The following is a 17900-nucleotide window of genomic DNA, read 5'->3' as shown; positions in this document are numbered from 1 at the left end:
GCGGAGGATCTTACCCCGCGCGTTCCGTTGGTCAAACGCAGGCGCGCATCCGGAGCCGTGCCGGACGCCGTTCTCCCGGTAATTCGTTCGAGCGTCCCGCACCCCCGCCCCTACAGTGACCGGCCGGGCACGCCGTCGTCATCAGGGGCTTCACATCATGCGTACGCACTATCCGCGCACCGCACATCTGCCCTGGTCCCCGGGGGCCACCTCGGACGACGTACGGATCGCGGACCTCTCCGCGCTGACCGGCCGCGAGGTCGTCGTCACCGAGAAGCTGGACGGCGAGAACACCACGCTCTACGCCGACGGCCTCCACGCCCGCTCGCTCGATTCCGCCCACCACCCCTCGCGGGGCTGGGTGAAGGCGCTCCAGGGCCGGATCGCGACCCGTATCCCCGCAGGGTGGCGGGTGTGCGGGGAGAACATGTTCGCGCGCCATTCGATCCCGTACGACCGCCTGGAGGGCTACTTCTACGGCTTCTCCGTCTGGGACGGCGAGCGCTGCCTGGGCTGGGACCGGACCGTGGTGTTCCTGCGCGGTCTGGGGATACCGGCGGCGCCGGTGCTGTGGCGCGGGGTGTTCGACGCGCGGGCCGAGAAGGCGCTGCGGACGCTGAAGCCGGACACCGGCCGGCAGGAGGGTTACGTCGTCCGGCCGGTGGACGGCTTCGGCGCACCGGAGTTCGGGCGGGTGGTGGCGAAGTGGGTGCGGCCCGGCCATGTACGGACGAGCACCCACTGGATGCACGCCGCCGTGGTGGAGAACGGGCTCGGCCCGGCCGCCGCCCTGTGGGCCGTACGGTCCGGGGCGCGGGTCGACGCGGCGGCGCTCGCCGAAGCGACGGGGACGACGGCGGGGGACGCCGGGGCCGCCGGGGCCGCCGGGGCCGCCGGGGCCGCCGGGGCCGCCGGGGCCGCCGCCGCGATGGGTGATGGACTCGACAGCTTGGGCCGGACGGGTGACGACCGGCTGACCGGGGTGCTGGCCGCGCTGCTGCACCGGTCCCGCCGCACCGGACTGGCGCCCGCGCTGGCGGGGGCGCTGGGGATGCCGCTCGCGCGCCGCGTCGCGGATCTCGTCGGACTGCACCCCGCGCTGCACCGCCCGTACCCGGACGAGGGGCGCCGGACCGGCCTCGTCCGGTTGTCGTTCGCCGCCGATCTGCCGCTGCTGCACGCGCTGGCCGCGGCGGTCGCGGAGACCGACGGGGCGCGCGAACAGGTGGAGTGGTCGGCGCTGCACGCGGCGGACGTACGGGAACCGGGCGGGCTGCGCGAGGCGTTCGCGGACCTGGAGCCGGCCGCCGCCGACCGCTGCTGGGCGCAGGCCCGGGAGGCGTACGCCCAGGGCCGGGTCGCCACCGCCGAGGAGGCCGTCGCCGCGACGTGGCGGTGGCGCACCGGGAAGTTCCCGCGCCTGGTGCATCTGGTGGGCCCGTCCGGCAGCGGCAAGAGCACCTTCGCGCGCGGACTGCCGGGCGTCGACACGTACCTCTCGCTCGACGATCTGCGCCTCGCCCGGGGATCGCGCGCCGACCAGAAGGCCAACGGTGAGGTGTTGCGCGAGGGGCTCGGCCGGCTGGACGCGGCGCTCGCCGCGGGCGGCACCGTCGTCTGGGACGCGACCTCGCTCAACGCGCACCAGCGCTCCCTGGTGCACGCGGTCGCCCGGCGCAGGGACGCGCTGCTCACCCACGCGGTCGCCCTGGTCGGCGAGGCGGAGCTGCTCCGCCGCAACGAGCGCCGCACCCACCCGGTGCCCCCGGAAGTGCTGGCCTCGCAGCTGCACCGGGTCGTGCCCCCGTATCCCGGTCAGGCGCATCGCACCTGGTACATCGGCGCGAGCGGAACCGTGGAGGACAGGGCGTAGATGCGTACCAGCGAGGAGATCTACCACCGGGTCCGCTGGGACGCCCGGTTCGACCCGGCGCGCTTCGTGATGGGCGTGGCGCAGCGCGGGACCGTGCCCGAGCGGGTGCCGCTGCACCGGTTCACGCCCGGCGGGGAGATTCCCTGGCACCGGGTGCTGTTCTTCGAGGCGGACGGTGAGGTGGTGTGGGACCGGTCCTCGGGCGTGGACCGGATCGACGCGACGGACGCCGGGCGGGTACGTGTCCCGCGCCGGCTGCCGTCCCCGTACTTCGTCTCCCGTACACCGCACGCGTTCTTTGCGCCGGAGGCCACCTGGACGCCCGTACCGCAGGACCTGCCGCCGACAGCGCCCCCCGCGGCCCTGACGCTGCTGACCTGGAACACCCTCTGGGACCGCTACGACAGCGACCGCATCGACACCGCCCGGCGCCGGCCCCTCCTCCTCGACGCCCTGCGTGCGGCGGACGCGGATGTCATCGCCCTCCAGGAGGCCGAACCCGCCCTGCTCGGCCTGTTGTTGTCGACGCCATCGGTCCGCGAGAGCTATACCTTCTGGGCCGGTCCGGCCGGCCGGGATGTCGCGGACTGCGGTCTGCTGCTGCTCAGCAGGCTCCCCGTACGGGAGGCGGGCCTGCATGTCCTCGGCCCGCACAAGGCGGTCGCCGCCGTGGTCGTGGAGACCGCGGAAGGGCCGTTCACGGTCGCGGTCACCCACCTCAGCAGCGACCATTCGCCGGACGGTGCCGCCCGGCGCGATGCCGAACTGACCGATCTGGCAGCGGGGTTGGCCGCGATCGAGGGCGATGTGGCGCTGCTCGGCGACTTCAACGACGGCGGTGACACCCCCCAGGACCGGCTGGGGATGCCGGACGCCTGGAGCCTGGTGCACGGCGCGGACGACCGGACGCCGACCTTCGACCCGTCCGTCAACCCGCTGGCCGCCGTCTCCTCGCTGACGGGGCGGGTGTCCCGGCTGGACCGGGTGCTGATCCGCTCGGAGCGGCTGCGGCCCGTGTCGGCGGTGCTGCTGGGCGAGGTGGCCACGCCGGACGGGCTGTACGTCTCGGACCACTTCGGGGTACGGGTGGAGCTGGCCGGGGCGGAGGCGGAGGACGACGGCGCCGCGGCGGCGGATCTCGTACGCCGGGTGGCCGCCGCCCTGCCCGAGGGCCGCGTCCACCTGACCGGTTCGCGGCAGATGGGCTGAGCGCTGCCCGGCGCCGATGTGGACCTGGTCGCGGCGCTGCCCGGTGACGGGGATCTGCCGCGGGTACGGGAGCGGCTGGCCGCCGCCCTGCCCGGCGCCGTCGGTCTGCGCGAGGTGACCGGTGCCCGCGTACCGGGGCTGCGCTTCTCGCTCGGCAGACTCGGGGTGGACCTGGTGACCGTGGCGACGGGCGCTCTCCTCCCGGCCGAGGCGGTGGCCCGGCTGCTGCACGGCATCCCGGAAGCGGGTCTGCGCCGGACGGACCGGGGCGGGGTACCGGAGCTGCGGTGACGGAACGGACCGTTCGCCCGGCCGTGCTCCGGGGCAGGTCGGCCCGCGCGCGTCACGAACGGCGTGACCCGATCCGCGTGTTCATGGTGCGTACGCCCGCCCGCTAGGCCGTGCGGGTTCTTGTCGCGCACCCGTAGAAACCCAGGCAACCGGCCCGGGCAATCTCCGTCTATCCCCCCGCAGCAGCGGCTCGACCCCCGCCGTCTGCACGGATTCGGCACGCAACGCAGGGCCGCACAGCCGCCCGCTGCGGGGCAAGTGGACGGAGCACGGTGTGACGGACGAACCTGCGCTGCGCGCATCTCGCACGGGAGTGCCGCGGCGCACCCTGTTGACGGCGGCGGCCGGGGCGATGAGCCTGGCCGCCCTCAGTGCCTGCACCGCACCGGCCTCGCCCCGCCGCCGCGACCCCACCGCGGACCCGATGCCCGGCCTGCCGATCAGCTCCTCGCACCCGGCCCTGATGATGCAGATCCTCGCCCACCCGGACGACGACCTGTACTTCATGAACCCGGACACCCAGCAGGCCTTCTACGGCGGGACCCCGCTGGTCTGCGTCTATCTGACCGGCGGCGAGGCCACCGGCATCAATCGCATGCCCGGCCGCCCCCTGCCCACCCCCGACAAGGCCGCGTACTCCTCCTCCCGTCACCAGGGGCTCCGCCAGGCGTACGCGACGCTGCTCGGACTCGGCCGGTTCGCGCCATGGCAGAAGTCCGTCATCACTCTGCGGGGCAACCACCGGGCCGAGATCAACCGCCTCGGCAACGCCGGCCGCAAGGTCGAGCTGATCTTCATCAACACCGCCATGCACACCACGTACGGGCGTCTCGGGCTGCCCAGTCTCTGGCAGGACCGGCGGCTCGTCCTGCCCACCGTCGTCGCCGAGAACTCGCCGCTGCAGCAGGTGGGCTCGTACACGTACGACGGACTGATCGACGTCCTGGTCGGGCTGTTCGACCGGTACCGGCCCAGCATCGTGCACACCATGGACCCGGACCCCGACATCCAGCACAGCAGTGAGCTCGTCCGGCGACGGGACAGCGAGCAGAAGGGCTACTCCGACCATCCCGACCACACCGCGACCGCGCTGTTCACCTGGACGGCGCTGATCCGCTGGGTGGCGCTGGCCACCCGCGGCGGCGACGGGGTGCCGCGCTTCGCCACCACGGCGTTCCGCGGCTACTACAACCGGCACTGGCCCAAGAACCTGCCGCCCGCCGTGCTGGCGGAGAAGGCGTCGCTCCTGGTGGCGTACGGGGGTTCGGCCGACTGGCACTGCGGCAACGCCGCGGGCTGCGGCGACTACGGCGTCGGCGGCAACCGGCCGCTGACCAACCGGAAGGGCTGGGTAAGGTCCACCCATTACCGCTACCCGGGTCCCCGCCCGGCCGTTGCCACCGACCCGGACGGCCGGCTCGTCGCGTACGGGGTGCTGGGGCTGCGGGCGGTCCGCTGGCGTGAGAGCGCGCCGGGCAGCGCGACGTGGGACTCCCCGGACGACCTCGGCGGCGGTCCGCTCGCATCGGTCCTGGGCTGCGCGACCCTGCCGGACGGGCGGCAGTTGCTCTTCGGGCTGCGGTTCGCCGCGCTCGGCGGGCGCGGGGCGGACAACGAGCGCGAGATCGTCGTGCTGGAGCAGCGCTCCCCCGGCGGTGGCTTCCGTGTCTGGCAGGGGCTGGGCAACCCGGTGCGGGATCACGACGGCGGACGCCGGATCGGCGTCCCGGTCGCGATCGCCGCCCCCGACGGGCAGGTCCACCTCTTCGTACGGAACGCGGAGCAGGGCCTCAGCACCCGGGTGCGGGACACGGCGGGGCGGTGGAGCGGGTGGCGGGACACAGGCGGCGGCGAGATCCAGGACGGGCTGAGTGCCGTGGTGGACGGCGCCGGGTGCGTCCATGTCTTCGCGGCGGGCCGGTTCGCGGTGCATCACTGGACGCAGGACGCGCCGGGCGACCCGGTCACCGCGCGCACCCGGATCAGCGGGGTGCCGGTGCCCGGGGACGGCCCGGCCGCACTGCCCGGGGCGGACGGGACCGTCGAGCTGTTCTACCGCGCGGCGGCGAAGGCCGCTCTGACGACCGTACGGACCGGGGAGACGGCGGCGGAGACCGGCATCGACGGCTACGGGCGGCTGATCGAGGACCGGGTGGGCTTCCCTGGGTACGGGCCGGTGTCCGCCATGGGGTCGCCGGGCGGTCCGGTGCTGCTCGGCCGCACCGAGAAGGGCCTGGTCCAGCTCCGTACCGCCCAAGGGATCTCCGTACGCAAGCGCGGCCCGGTGGCGCTGGACGGGCCCGCACTGCACGTCGGGAAGGACGGGCGGCCGACGGCGGTGGCCCTGGGCCCCGACGCCCTGCCCTGGCTCTGGCGCCCCCAGCAGGCCTGACAACGCGGGTGGGCACATGCCCAGGGGCAGCGGCTGTCATCCTCTGATCATGATCAAGGTACTGATCGCCGAGGACATGACGGTCGTACGGGAGGGACTGGTCTCCGTGCTGGCGCGCGATCCCGGTATCGAGGTCGTGGCCCAGGCAGCCCGCGGGGACGAGGTCCTCGCCACCGCGCTGGCCGCCCGGCCCGACGTGGCGGTGCTGGATGTCGCCATGCCCGGCCAGGACGGCATCACCACGGCACGTCAGCTCGCCGGGTTACTGCCGTCGTGCCGAACGCTCATCCTGACCGTGCTCGACCGGCCAGGGCATCTGCGGGCGGCCAGGGAAGCGGGCGCCGCCGGCTACCTGCTGAAGTCGGCCTCGGCCGGGCAGGTACTGGCCGCGATCCGCACGGTGGCGGCGGGCGGCACGGTGTACGACTCCGGTCTGCTCGCCGAGGAACGCCACGCCGGCGCCTCTCCCCTCACCCCACGCGAAACCGAGATCCTCCGACTGGCCGCCCAGGGCATGGGCGCCGCCGAGACGGCGGCCGAGCTGTTCCTGTCCATACGCACCGTCCGCAACCACCTCTCCCTCGCCGCGGGGAAACTCCACGCGCGCACCCTCGTGGACGCGGTGCGCATCGGGGAGCGGCACGGATGGATATGACGTCCGTGTCCGGACACTCGCGGTACCCGGTACCCGCACAGGTACTACTTTGAGGCTTCCCTCCGGTTCTTGATTCTGGTGCCGATGAATGCACCGCCTCCGCCGACGGCCAATGCCATCACCGCCTGGCTGACAATTCCGCCTCCGAGCAGGAGGGCCAGCGCAGCACCAGCAGCCAGGATGCCGATGAGGATGAGCAGATCAGATACCTTCATCGCTTTTTATTCTCCCGCGCCTCCGCTTCAGCCCCTCCCAGACCTCACCGACCGCGCCCACCGAGATCGCGACAGCGAGGGCCACTTCCAGCAGGCCCCATATCAGTGACCAGTCACCCTCCTGCAGGCCGGACGGACCCGGGTGTGGCTCCCCACCTCGTACGGCGTGCAACTCCAGCCCGCCTGGCCCGAGATGCGCGGGTGCCAGCCACCCAAGACGGTGTCCGATCCGACCGCCGTGGCTGCGGGGCGGCCACGGCGGTCGGTGACCCGAGACCGCACACAAGAGCCCCGGCATGCTACCTGGGGCGACGGAACGTCGCGTCCCTCTCCGCGAAAGGGGGTCGCAGAGCAGCGAAGCTGTAGACGGCGAGGAGAACGTTAAGAAATATGAAACCCGGCGTTATGAAGAACGAGGTGTAGCTGTCCAAGCGCTCGCTGAATCCTCCACTGCTTCCGAATGCCACTCCCAGGATGAACAGCAGTGCGACGTTTACTGCGGCAAGGGCGACGAGCACGCCCAGACGCCTCGTGCGAGTGAGTTTCCCTGCTCTCGCCGCCTCGGCACGCAGCGGATTTCCCGCCTGAAACATTGGGTGAATCACAAATACCAAGATCAAGGCAAGATTCCAGAGAGGTATCTTTCCGATCCATTCCAGGGCACCACGGTTCGTCGTGATCGATGTCGCGAATACGCCGACCGATGGCATCCACAAGCGAAGTGCTGAACTGGCAGCCCTGTCAAGGACGAACCTCGGGTATGGGATTTCCTGCATTCTTGCAGCCCTCGCCGCTTTCGTTTGTGATCGCGAATTGTCAACCGGTGTGGCGCAGGACCGGGGTTGGGGTGTGTTCCGACGAACGCGGCGTAGTAAGCGAAGGACGGGCCCGCGCTCCAGGTCGGCAAGGACGGGCGTCCGACGGCGATGGTGCTGGGCGTCACTCGGGCAAGCCCCTTCTGCACACGGAGTAACAGCTCGACAAGGTCACCCATGGTTTCTCCACAGGCTCAGGTACACGTACCGCTTGGCCCGCGATATCCCGTGTAGCGACGGCAGACGGAATCCTGACTCGCTCTGGTGAGTGACTACTGAGAACTCTTTTCAGGGCCGCGAGGCCTGGCATGCCGCCCGTGCGATCTTGCGGTCAACCAGCGAATGAATGCGCCAGTCGGCCAGACCACCGGGGACCATGCACAGTAGGCGGCAGTCAATACGGCCACAACCAAGCATCCAGGTGTGACGAAAAAAAGACCAACGGCTCCGACCCTGCTGATCATGTCTCCGTTCCCCTGCAGGAGACCGGATCCAAGGACGCAAAGACCAGTTAGTCCCAGAATATAAATTCCAGCTGTAAAGCGGGACCATTTTCCGGTAGGTCTCACGCTCGCGCCCAGCGAGATGAATACAGGTCCCACCACTGGAGCCAGGGCGGCGTAAAGAAGTACAACTATCGAAACAATGATGGTCGAGGTGCGTGAAACATACCCCCAAAGATGATCGACGAAGCCTCCTGACTGTGTCGCCGTCGCGCCGGCAGCCCCGACGAGTAGCATCCATATGTACGCCAGGCAGAAAGCCACTCGATTTTTCATGTTCCTGTCGTCGTTGCCCACGCTTTCCTCAAATCCTTCCTTCACTGCCTGGCACAGAGTTCCGGTGACCGGGTGGCGCATCGGTGTGCCACCCAGTCACCTGTCTCCGCTCGGATTGGCGGTTACGGGTGCGGCGGGCTAGTGCCCCTCCCGGCAACGTTTACCCCGTCGCGCCACCCAGCACGCACTCCCCCAAGGCCTTGAGGGCCAGGGGCCCCTTCCGCGTTGGCCAAAAGCCCTGGTAGCTCCTTCCCTAAGCTCTCAACAACGTTCGAGCAGGGGAGACCCCATTCAAGGACTTCCGGCCGCCTTGCGATCGCACACACTGGGCGACGCTCTTTACGGGGCATATTGCCGGTCACGGCACTAGCAGTGGCCTCGGCGAGCGTAGCGGCCAATATGCCATCCCGCTCCCATCACCGTGGCTCCGCCCACCACGTCTCCGTTTATGCTCTTTCCTCGAGCTGCATAGCCCAATGTAGCGCCGGCGCCCCAGAGTCCTGCACCGTAAGCGAAGCAGCCCCTGGTAGAACGGCCGTTGATTCGCGGTGCCCTGTGTTTACCGGCGCGCGTGTAGCGACTGATGGAGCGAACCTTTGACGCTGCGTGCCTGGCCCTGTTTATCGTTCGGACAGTGCGATAGGTGCGGTACGCCCGTACACCCCATGCCACGGCGCCGACACCCGGGATGAATCCGGCGGCGGTGAGTCCGATGTCCCACTTGTACTTCCAGGCGATCCGTCCGGCTTTCTTGGCCACTCGCTTGGCCTTGCTCCACCAACTTTTGCCGTCGAGGTCGAACTGGTTGATCGGGTCGCCCGGGTAGGCATAAGCGTTGTCTCCGCCACCGTAGACAGGGTCGGTCGAAAGGAATCGGCCGGTGTCGGGGTTGTAGAGGCGGACGCCCATGAGGGTGAGGCCGGTGAGGGTCTCGGTGGAGCGCTGTTTGGCGCCGAGCCAGTTGTAGCGGGTGGGTGCCTGGCCGGTTCTCGGGTTGCCGTATTCGTCGTTGTCGAGCGCGACGGGGGATTCGCCGGGATCCAGCGGAAGCTGGAGGGCGATGTCGCCGTGGATGGTGGCCAGTTGGAGGACCACCTCTCCGGTGGCGTCGGTAGTGGCGGCAAGGTCGCCGCCGGCGGATTCGACGTGGCGGCTGACGGTGCCGCTGGTGGTGTCCTCGACGATCCAGCGTGGGTTGTCCCCGTCGCCGTCATAGTGGTTGAGCTTGGATGCCGACCGGGTCCAGGTGCCGTCGATGTCCGTCTCGACGGTGAAGGACCGGAAACGATGATCCGCGTCCAGCGTCCAGGCCTGGCGCTGATCGTCCGTAGTCTGGGTGTGGACCAGGTCGTTGGCGTAGTACGCGAAGGACGAGCCCGGCAGAGTCGTGGTACGGCCGAACGCGTCGTACGCGTACCCCGCGTCCACGAGCCGGTCGCCGCTGTCGTAGGCGTGCGACGTCGTCGTGACCGTGCCCGTGCCCGTGCAGTCGGCGCCCTCCGCCGCGGCCGACGACGTCAGCCGGGTGCGGTTGGTGCGCTTGTCGAAGGTGTAGGCGCGGCGCGTGCACACATCGCCCACGGTGTCGTCGACCGACGTCAGCCGTCCCACCTTGTCGTACCCGTACTCCTGCGCCGACCAGCCGGTGTGCGATGTGGCCTGTCCGTGGACGGACTCGGAGACCATGTCCGAGGCCACCAGCACACCGTCGCTGTCCCGCGTGTAGGTGCGGCCCACCGTGGTGCCGGTGGTGTCCTGGTCGACGGTGAGGGTGTAGCCGCCGGGCAGCCGCTCGGTGGCTACCCCGCCGTCCGCGTCGTACGCGGTCGTGAAGGCGCCCGCCACCGAGTCCACCGTCTTCGTGGCCAGGCCGCGGGGCTCGGCGCTGTGGTCGTAGGTGTACGTCACCGTCGAGGGGACGGAGTCCGTGACCTTCGTCCGGCGGCCGAGCAGGTCGTACGCGGTGCTGGTCACCCCGCCGTCCGCGTCCGTGTAGGACACCTCACGGCCCAGCTTGTCGAACGCCTTGGTGATCGTGCCGCCGGTCGTGGAGACCGTGCGGACCGCCTGGCCAGTGTCCGGGTCGTACTCGGTCGTGGCGTCCGGAACCGCCGCCCCGACGCCGCCGGTCGTCGCCGTCCCGACGACACGACCGGCCTCGTCGTAGCTGGTCGTCGTGGTGCGGGTGACGCCGTTCGCGGTCTCGGTCGCCTTGGCAGGCGTCCCGTGCCAACCGTACTCGGTGATGGTCACCGGCAGGCCGCTCGGGTTGCTGCCGCCTCCCGTGACTGCGCCGGCGGGTCCGGTGGAGCAGACCAGGTCCGCCCACTCGGGGCGCCCCGCGCAGGCTCCGGTGCCGGTCGCCGACCAGTACGTCGTGACGCGCGTGGCAGCGTCGGTGCCGGTGGCACCGGGCAGCAGTTCCTTGGTGATACGGCCCTGGGTGTCGTACTCCTTGGTGGCGGTCAGGGCGAGGCCGGACGGATCGTTGATCGTCTTCGTCGGCAGGCCCTTGACCCAGTCGTAGACCGTCTGGGTCACCCGCTGCTCGGCGTGGATCGCCGGGAAGTCCAGGAGCTGGGCTCCGGTGACGACCTTGGTGATCTGGTTCTCCACCGTCGCCGTTCCGTCGGTGGGACGGCCCTCGTCGTAGGTGTTCTTCGTCCAGGTGCGGGCCACCACGGACTCACCTGCCGGAAGCGTGGTCGACCCGGCGGTGACGGACGTGGTCAGGTCGACGCGGCGGGCCGGGCCGAACTCCTCCAATTCCTTGGTGCCCTTGTCGTCGTAGACGGTGCGGGTGGCGAGCAGTTCGGCGCGCGCCGCCGAGGACAGTCCGTCGAGGCCGAGGCCGGCCAGGGTCTCCTTCGCCGCCGCTGTCCTGCCCACGGCGATCTCCCGGTTGCGGGCTGTCAGCTCGCGCACGGTGTTGCCGTACTGGTCGTAATCGGTGGCGGACAGATGCCCGCCGGGCTGCGCGGTGTTGACCTGGCGGCCGGAGGCGTCGGTGTAGGTGACGGTGGCCCGCTTGTAGTCACCCGCGCCGAGCCCCGAACCCGCGTGGGAGGCGGGGACGGCGTCGGCGGGGAAGACGGCGGTCGCGTCGGTCGGCGCCGCGCCCTGGCCCCAGGCCGCGGTGTCCGAGGTACCCAGTGCGTACGGGGCCTTGGTACCGCTCAGCGGCACGTCGTAGACGAGGCTCGTGGTCGCCGTGCCCTCGGGCGTGGCGGTCGTGCCCGGCTTGAGGGCGGCACGCGACACCTTCAGGAGCATGCCGTCACCGGCGGTCGCGGCGTTGCCCGCCTTGCCGTACGTCATGGTCCACGGCAGCTCGCCCGGCGGCGTCACCTGGGTGATCCGGCCCGCGTCGTCGTACGCGTATTCCGTCTTCAGAGCGGGCGAGATCTGCGGGTGCCAGGCCTGCCGCAGCCGGCCCGCACTGTCGTAGGCGAACGTCTGCACGGCCTTCGCGGTGGCAGCCGACGCGCCCGGCGCCGTGGCCCAGAGCCGGATCTCACGCAGCTGGTCCTTGAAGTCGCCCAGCGTGCTCCCTGTGGCGGTGGTGGACGTCGCGTAGACGAACTCCAGCGAGCGGCAGCCCTTGGTGGACGGCGTGGCCGTGCAGGTGCTCGCGGACACGGCCGAGGTGGGTGCGATGACGCGGGTGGGTCGGACCAGCTTGTCCGTTCCCACGGTCAGCGTCTCGGAGACCACGGTGGTGGTGGAGTTGGCGAGGCCGTCCAGGGCGGAGGAGGCGACCTGCCAGGTGGTGGCGCCCGACGACTTGGTGAAGACCGTGACCGTGCCTTCGGTGTCCTTCAGCGTGAACGACCCGGTCAGCGAACCGGTCAGGGTGAACTCGTCGGCACCGGGCTCCGGCTTCCAGCCGCCGTTGCTGAGCTTGGTGAAGCCCAACTCCTCGCCGTCGACGTCCACCAGGGCAACCGAGGTCGTGGTGGACTGCTTGAGGTACGACCAGTCGGACTCGGTCAGCTCCGCGACCGTGCCCGCGCTCCACTCCTTGCCGTAGATCGGGAACTGCCCGCTCTGCTTCGCCCCGGCATCGGGCTTCCGCGAGGAGGCGGTGCGCGTGACGGACAGGTCGTAGGCGGAGGCGTCGGTCTCGGAGAGGGTGAGGTCGCCGGTCAGCAGGTTCACCGTGCCGGGACCCACCGACTCGCTGGGCGCGGTCCCCGCGTTGCGGTCGACCGTCACGGTCGCCACCGGGGAGTAGCGGGTCACCGAGCCGTCCGTGAAGGCGGCCCGGACGTCGACCGGGCCGTCCTCGGCGAGGCTGTCGGTGATGTTCCAGGTCAGCTTCGGCGGGCTGCCGGCCGTGGTGGCCAAAGGCCAGCCGGTCACCTTCGATCCGTCGGCGTCCTTGGTGACGGCGGCGGAGGGAACGTTGGCCCAGGTGTCCGTCTCTCCCCGTCGGTACTGGTACGTGACACCGGTGTAGGTGGGCTTGCCCTTCGCGCCGAGGCTCAGCCGCCGGGCCGGCCGGTCGCCGTCACGAGGCGTCAGAAGGGCAGCGCCGTCGCCGACGCCGAACTCGTACGCGGTGGTGGCGTTGGACAGATTGCCGCCCGAGTCGATCGTCCGCGCGTACAGGGTGTGCCAGCCGTCGCCCGGCTTGAGGGTGACGGTCAGCGGAATGCCGCCGCTGCCCTTGACCGTGTCGTCGATCCGCTTCGGGGTGGCCGGGTCGTTCAGACCGTACAGATACCCCTGGCCGTCGGTGGAGGTGGTGGAGAAGGTGCACTGGGCACCGTCGGCGTTCTTCTCCGTCCAGGTGTCCTTGGTGTACGGGACACAACTGACGCCGGGCGCGGTGGGCTTCGCCGTGTTCAGCACGAAGGTGGTGTAGCCCGTCCACGCCCCGTACAACGAGCCGTCGTAGCCCCGCACCCGGTAGCGCAGGTGCGAGCCGGACGGGAAGGCGTTCGCCGTCGGGACCGTGATCTTCGCGGTTCCGCCGGAGGCGACACCGGCACTCGTGGCGGTGTACGCGTAACCGGCCCCGTCGGTGTACTGGGGGTCCGGCGTGATCTCGAACTGCGCCTTGACCGTGTCGCCGTCCGCGTCGGTCACCTTGGCCGAGAGCTGCGGGGTGAGGGAGGTGACGTACCGCTTGCCGTTGTAGGCGTTCACCTGCGACGGCGCGATGGCCACCGCCGTCGGCTTCGCGGGGTACGAGTTGTACTTCACGGTGAGGTGCGGTTCCACCGCGTTGTCACCGGCGGCGTACTTGGATGAGCGGTAGCGGCGCCAGGTGGAGGAGTCCGTCTCGGTGACACCACGCACCTGCACGCCGTAGTTGGCTGCCCCGTCCGCCCACGCCTGCACGATGCCCGCGACATTGAAATTGACGGTGCCCGCCGGGCAGGCCGACGAGAATCCGAGCGCCTTGGTGCTGATGACCGCCCCGGTCTCGGTGGTGGACGGCTGGGCTCCCCAGGTCAGTCCGGAGTTCGTCCACGACGAGGTGACCCGGCGTATCTGCGTACCGGAGCCATTGGTGGCGCAGGTCGCGGACCAGTACGAATACAGCGACAGGTTCGCCGAAAGGATCTTCTGCCCAACGAACTTGGCGGCGTCGAACTTCAGGTACGACCGCGCCTTCGTCGAACCCGCGTCGTACGTCCCGGACTTCAGCTCCTTGGACGACGACTGCGAGTCGGGGTAGTTGGTCGCCACCCAGGTGTCGGTGGACGCCGCCAGTGTCGAGGTCGGGTCGACGGTCACGGGGTAGGTGAGCCCGGACGTCCGGAAGTACTCCGGGTCGGGCTTGAGCACCAGGGTCTGCGCGCCGTCCTTCGCCGTCTCGATACTGGTGTCCACCTGGGCGAGATGCCGGGACTCCCCGGACACGGGATCGGTGGACGAGTCCCACATCACCGGCGCCGGAGCTTCGGCGGTCAGCTTTCCCGCCGCGTCCTTGAGAAGCAACCGTCCGGTCTCGTCGTCCCTGAACAGCACAAGGCCCTTCAGCCGCAACGGAATCCGGTAGACGGGGGGCTGCTCCGGTGCCTTGTCGAGCACGACGTTCTGCTCGAACCCGTCGGCCAGCGCACGCACCGTCAGAGTCTGGCTGCCGCCCAGGTCGTAGGAAGCGATGTCGCCGTCGACCTCGGCCTTGGGCAGCGCCTCCTGCCAGCCCATGCCGAACGACTTCGCGCCACGCTCGACGGAGGCCAGCAGGCCTGGCCCGGTGGTCCCTCCGCCGGACACCGTGATGTCGGCGAGTGCCGTACGGGGCTCATAGTCCCGGCCGACCCGCTCCAGCTCGGTGTCGATGTCGGCCCACGCGCCGTCGCTCTCACGTATGCGTACCGGTGCCTGGAACAACTCGGCCGACAGGCTTCCGTCCGGCTCCGCGTACGTGGTCGAGGTCTCGGTCCGCTCGGACAGGACCTCCACCCGGTTGCCCGAGAGCCGGGCCGCGACCCGCGCCGCGTTCACGTCGGCGGCCTCGGTGACCTTCTTCGCGGGCGCGGGGGTGGTACGGGACAGTGCCTCCCCCCTGCCGACAGGCAGGCTGACGGCCTCGCCGGTCGTGGCCACAGTGACGGCCACCTCCGCGATCAGCAGGCCCGCCAAGGTCAGGGCGATCCGAGGCAGGACCCGTCTCTTCCTGGCCACATTCGGGGCTCTTTCCGTGTTCCACTCGATTTTCACCGGAGGTGACTCCCTCGTCCGACGATCACAACGCCGACGAGTCAAATCTCCGCACCACGGGTAGTGAAGTGACCACGTCACGAATACGGCTTCACATTCGGATCACCACAGGCCATGACGGACCCCGGCCCGACCCGACGTCAGCCGCTACGGGGCGCCGGCAGGGAGCGATCAGCCCCGGGGTGCGTACGACAGCCCCTTTCCCGCCGTCGGCCGCCACGGCGAACCCGGCCCCTGAACAGCCGTCGGCGGAGGGCCATGCGCCACGCGGCCCTCCGCGCGGGGATGACCCACCTCAACAGAATGGATTTCCCGGCATCGGTCACCAGCCGGTCGTACAACCTCCGCACCCCTCCCAAGTCGTGGAAGTCGATGCTCCGTTTCCGTCGCCCCATCTCTCGCCACGCCCTCACCGCCGGCCCCGCGCTCGTTCTCCTGGTCGGCGGGACCGTCGCGCTGCTCGCTCTGGACCTGGTCACGCTTCCGCTGAGCCGCCGGTCGGCCGTGACCGCGCTGATCCTGCTGATCCTCCTGCCCGCCGTGCTCCTCGGGCAGTACGCGCCCCCGCCGTACCGTCTGCGCTACCGCTTCCGATGGGCCCTCCTGGTCCTCCAGGCCCTGCTCACCTACGGACCGGTGCTGCTGCTCAAGCTGCCCTGGCTGAGCCTGCTGGGGTTCCTGGCCGGGGCCGTCCTGCTGACCGTTCCACGCCCCGCTTCCGTGCTCGTCGCGGTGGCGGTCTGTGCCAGCGGGCCGCTCCTGGTCAGCGGTCTCGAGTTCGAGAACCGCAGCGGCCTCGGCGTCCTGCTCGCCACCCTGACCACAGCGGGCAGTGTCTACGGCATCGCCCAGCTCGCCCTGTTCGTCGCCCGGCTGCACGCCGCTCAGAACCACGCCGCCCACGCGGCCGTACAGACCGAACGCGACCGGATCGCCGGCGACCTGCACGACGTCATCGGCTCGGCGCTCACCCTGATCGCGAACCGCGCCTCCCTGGGCACGGAGGACGAGGAGTCCGCCGCCGTCCTCGACGAGATCGCCGCCATCGCGCGCCGCACCCTCGCCGAGGTCCGAGCCGTCTCCCGCGACAACGTCACCCTGTCGCTGGCCACGGAGCTCGCCCAGGCGGCGCAGGTCCTCGCCACCGCCGGGATCACCGTGCGCAGCGACATCGCGCCGTTCACCGCCGATGATCTGCCCCGGGCCGTCGACCACTGTCTCGCCGTGGTCGCGCGGGAGGCCGTCGCCAATGTCCTGCATCACTCCCGCGCCGCCCACTGCTCGATCTCCCTGAGCATCGTCCACAAGGCGGCCACCGACCGGTCCGTCGAATTCTCCGTAGGCAACGACGCCCCCGACTCCCCCGGTACGGCCGCTCCGGGAACCGGCCTCACCAGCCTCGCCGCCCGCGCCGCCGCACTCGGCGGAACCGTGACCGCCGAGCGGCCGTCACCGGGACACTTCCGTCTGCTGGTGCGGTTGCCACTGCCGCTCGGTAGTGGCAACCGCACCACGGGCCGAACCCGGCGTCCGGACACGCCCCCGGGCCCCGCACCCCGGCGGGACGCCGTGGGCTGACCCGGGACCCGCATGACGTCGGACAACGCCGAAGGACCCCGGTCCACCGCTCGCGCGGCGGGCCGGGGCCCTTCTCGGTGCTCTGTGCGGAGCAACCAGGTCAGACAGTCAGGTAATTACTTGACGATCTTGGTGACCTGGCCGGCGCCCACGGTCCGGCCACCCTCACGGATGGCGAACTTCAGGCCCTCTTCCATGGCGACGGGCTGGATCAGCGAGACGTTCATGACGGTGTTGTCGCCCGGCATGACCATCTCGGTGCCCTCGGGAAGGGTCACAACGCCCGTCACGTCCGTGGTACGGAAGTAGAACTGCGGGCGGTAGTTGTTGAAGAAGGGGGTGTGACGGCCACCCTCGTCCTTCGACAGGATGTAGGCCTGGGCCTCGAACTCGGTGTGCGGCGTAACCGAACCGGGCTTGATGATGACCTGGCCGCGCTCGACGTCCTCGCGCTTGATGCCACGGAGGAGCAGACCGACGTTCTCACCGGCCTGGCCCTCGTCGAGCAGCTTGCGGAACATCTCGATGCCGGTGACCGTGGTGGTGGTCTTCTCCTGCTTGATACCGACGATGTCGACGGTCTCGTTGACCTTGAGGACACCACGCTCGATACGACCGGTGACGACGGTGCCACGACCGGTGATCGTGAAGACGTCCTCGATCGGCATCAGGAACGGCTTGTCGACGTCACGCTCGGGCTGCGGGATGTTCTCGTCGACGGCCTTCATCAGGTCGAGGACGGTCTGGCCCCACTCCTTGTCGCCCTCAAGCGCCTTGAGCGCCGAGACCTTGACGACCGGCAGGTCGTCGCCCGGGAACTCGTACTCGGAGAGGAGCTCACGGACCTCGAGCTCGACGAGCTCCAGGATCTCCTCGTCGTCCACCATGTCGGCCTTGTTCAGGGCGACGACGATGTACGGAACGCCGACCTGGCGGGCCAGGAGCACGTGCTCCTTGGTCTGCGGCATCGGGCCGTCGGTGGCGGCGACCACGAGGATGGCGCCGTCCATCTGCGCCGCACCCGTGATCATGTTCTTGATGTAGTCCGCGTGACCCGGGCAGTCGACGTGCGCGTAGTGACGCGACTCCGTCTGGTACTCGACGTGCGCGATCGAGATCGTGATACCGCGCTGGCGCTCCTCGGGAGCCTTGTCGATCTGGTCGAAGGCCGAGGCCTCGTTCAGGTCCGGGTACGCGTCGTGCAGCACCTTGGTAATGGCGGCCGTGAGGGTCGTCTTACCGTGGTCGATGTGACCGATGGTGCCGATGTTGACGTGCGGCTTAGTCCGCTCGAACTTCGCCTTCGCCACTGGGTCCTCCTGTGGAGTGGTTCTGTACGCCTTGCTTCATCGGCGCCAGGTGATCTTTGCTGGGATGCCGGAGCCGGGGGCATTCACCGCGTTGCTTGCGCTCCG

The 17900-nt window shown here is 70.1% G+C and carries 8 protein-coding genes and 1 pseudogene; 5 read left to right on the top strand and 4 right to left on the bottom strand.

Features of this window, described 5'->3' with window-relative positions:
• The first annotated feature begins 157 nt into the window (after positions 1 to 157).
• From OG306_RS22915 to OG306_RS22900, 4 genes and pseudogenes are all read left to right on the top strand, one after another.
• The gene (locus OG306_RS22915; RefSeq protein WP_371665586.1) at positions 158 to 1873 is read left to right on the top strand and encodes an RNA ligase family protein; all 1716 of its coding nucleotides are present in this window, start codon (positions 158 to 160) and stop codon (positions 1871 to 1873) included.
• Positions 1874 to 3304: pseudogene (locus OG306_RS22910) on the top strand (RNA repair domain-containing protein); the annotation flags it as partial.
• Between the two features lie 421 nt (positions 3305 to 3725).
• Positions 3726 to 5765, top strand: coding sequence for a PIG-L family deacetylase (locus OG306_RS22905; RefSeq protein ID WP_327259654.1), 2040 nt, complete (start codon positions 3726 to 3728; stop codon positions 5763 to 5765).
• A 49-nt stretch (positions 5766 to 5814) separates the two neighbouring features.
• Entirely contained in the window at positions 5815 to 6420 is a 606-nt protein-coding gene (locus OG306_RS22900; protein ID WP_266747958.1) for a response regulator transcription factor, read from the top strand.
• Between the two features lie 44 nt (positions 6421 to 6464).
• Here OG306_RS22900 and OG306_RS22895 read toward each other — a convergent pair whose 3' ends face one another.
• From OG306_RS22895 to OG306_RS22885, 3 genes are all read right to left on the bottom strand, one after another.
• Entirely contained in the window at positions 6465 to 6635 is a 171-nt protein-coding gene (locus tag OG306_RS22895) for a hypothetical protein (protein WP_266747957.1), read from the bottom strand.
• Between the two features lie 299 nt (positions 6636 to 6934).
• A complete protein-coding gene (locus tag OG306_RS22890; RefSeq protein WP_371665585.1) occupies positions 6935 to 7411 on the bottom strand; it encodes a hypothetical protein in 477 nt (158 codons plus the stop codon).
• A 1184-nt stretch (positions 7412 to 8595) separates the two neighbouring features.
• A complete protein-coding gene (locus OG306_RS22885; protein ID WP_266747955.1) occupies positions 8596 to 14871 on the bottom strand; it encodes a DNRLRE domain-containing protein in 6276 nt (2091 codons plus the stop codon).
• Between the two features lie 294 nt (positions 14872 to 15165).
• On the opposite strand from OG306_RS22885, the gene OG306_RS22880 reads away from it, so the two are divergent.
• Entirely contained in the window at positions 15166 to 16485 is a 1320-nt protein-coding gene (locus OG306_RS22880) for a sensor histidine kinase (protein ID WP_266905732.1), read from the top strand.
• 116 nt (positions 16486 to 16601) lie between these two features.
• Here the strand turns inward: OG306_RS22880 and tuf are convergent, their stop codons facing one another.
• Positions 16602 to 17795 carry an elongation factor Tu gene (gene tuf / locus OG306_RS22875; RefSeq protein ID WP_266747953.1) on the bottom strand — a complete coding sequence of 398 codons (1194 nt, stop codon included), beginning with the start codon at positions 17793 to 17795 and terminating at the stop codon, positions 16602 to 16604.
• Between the last annotated feature and the right edge of the window lie 105 nt (positions 17796 to 17900).

Source organism: Streptomyces sp. NBC_01241, assembly GCF_041435435.1.
In the GTDB taxonomy this organism is placed as follows: Bacteria; Actinomycetota; Actinomycetes; order Streptomycetales; family Streptomycetaceae; genus Streptomyces.
Note: the sequence above shows the minus strand (reverse complement) of the source record. Positions and strands in the feature narration are given on the sequence as shown.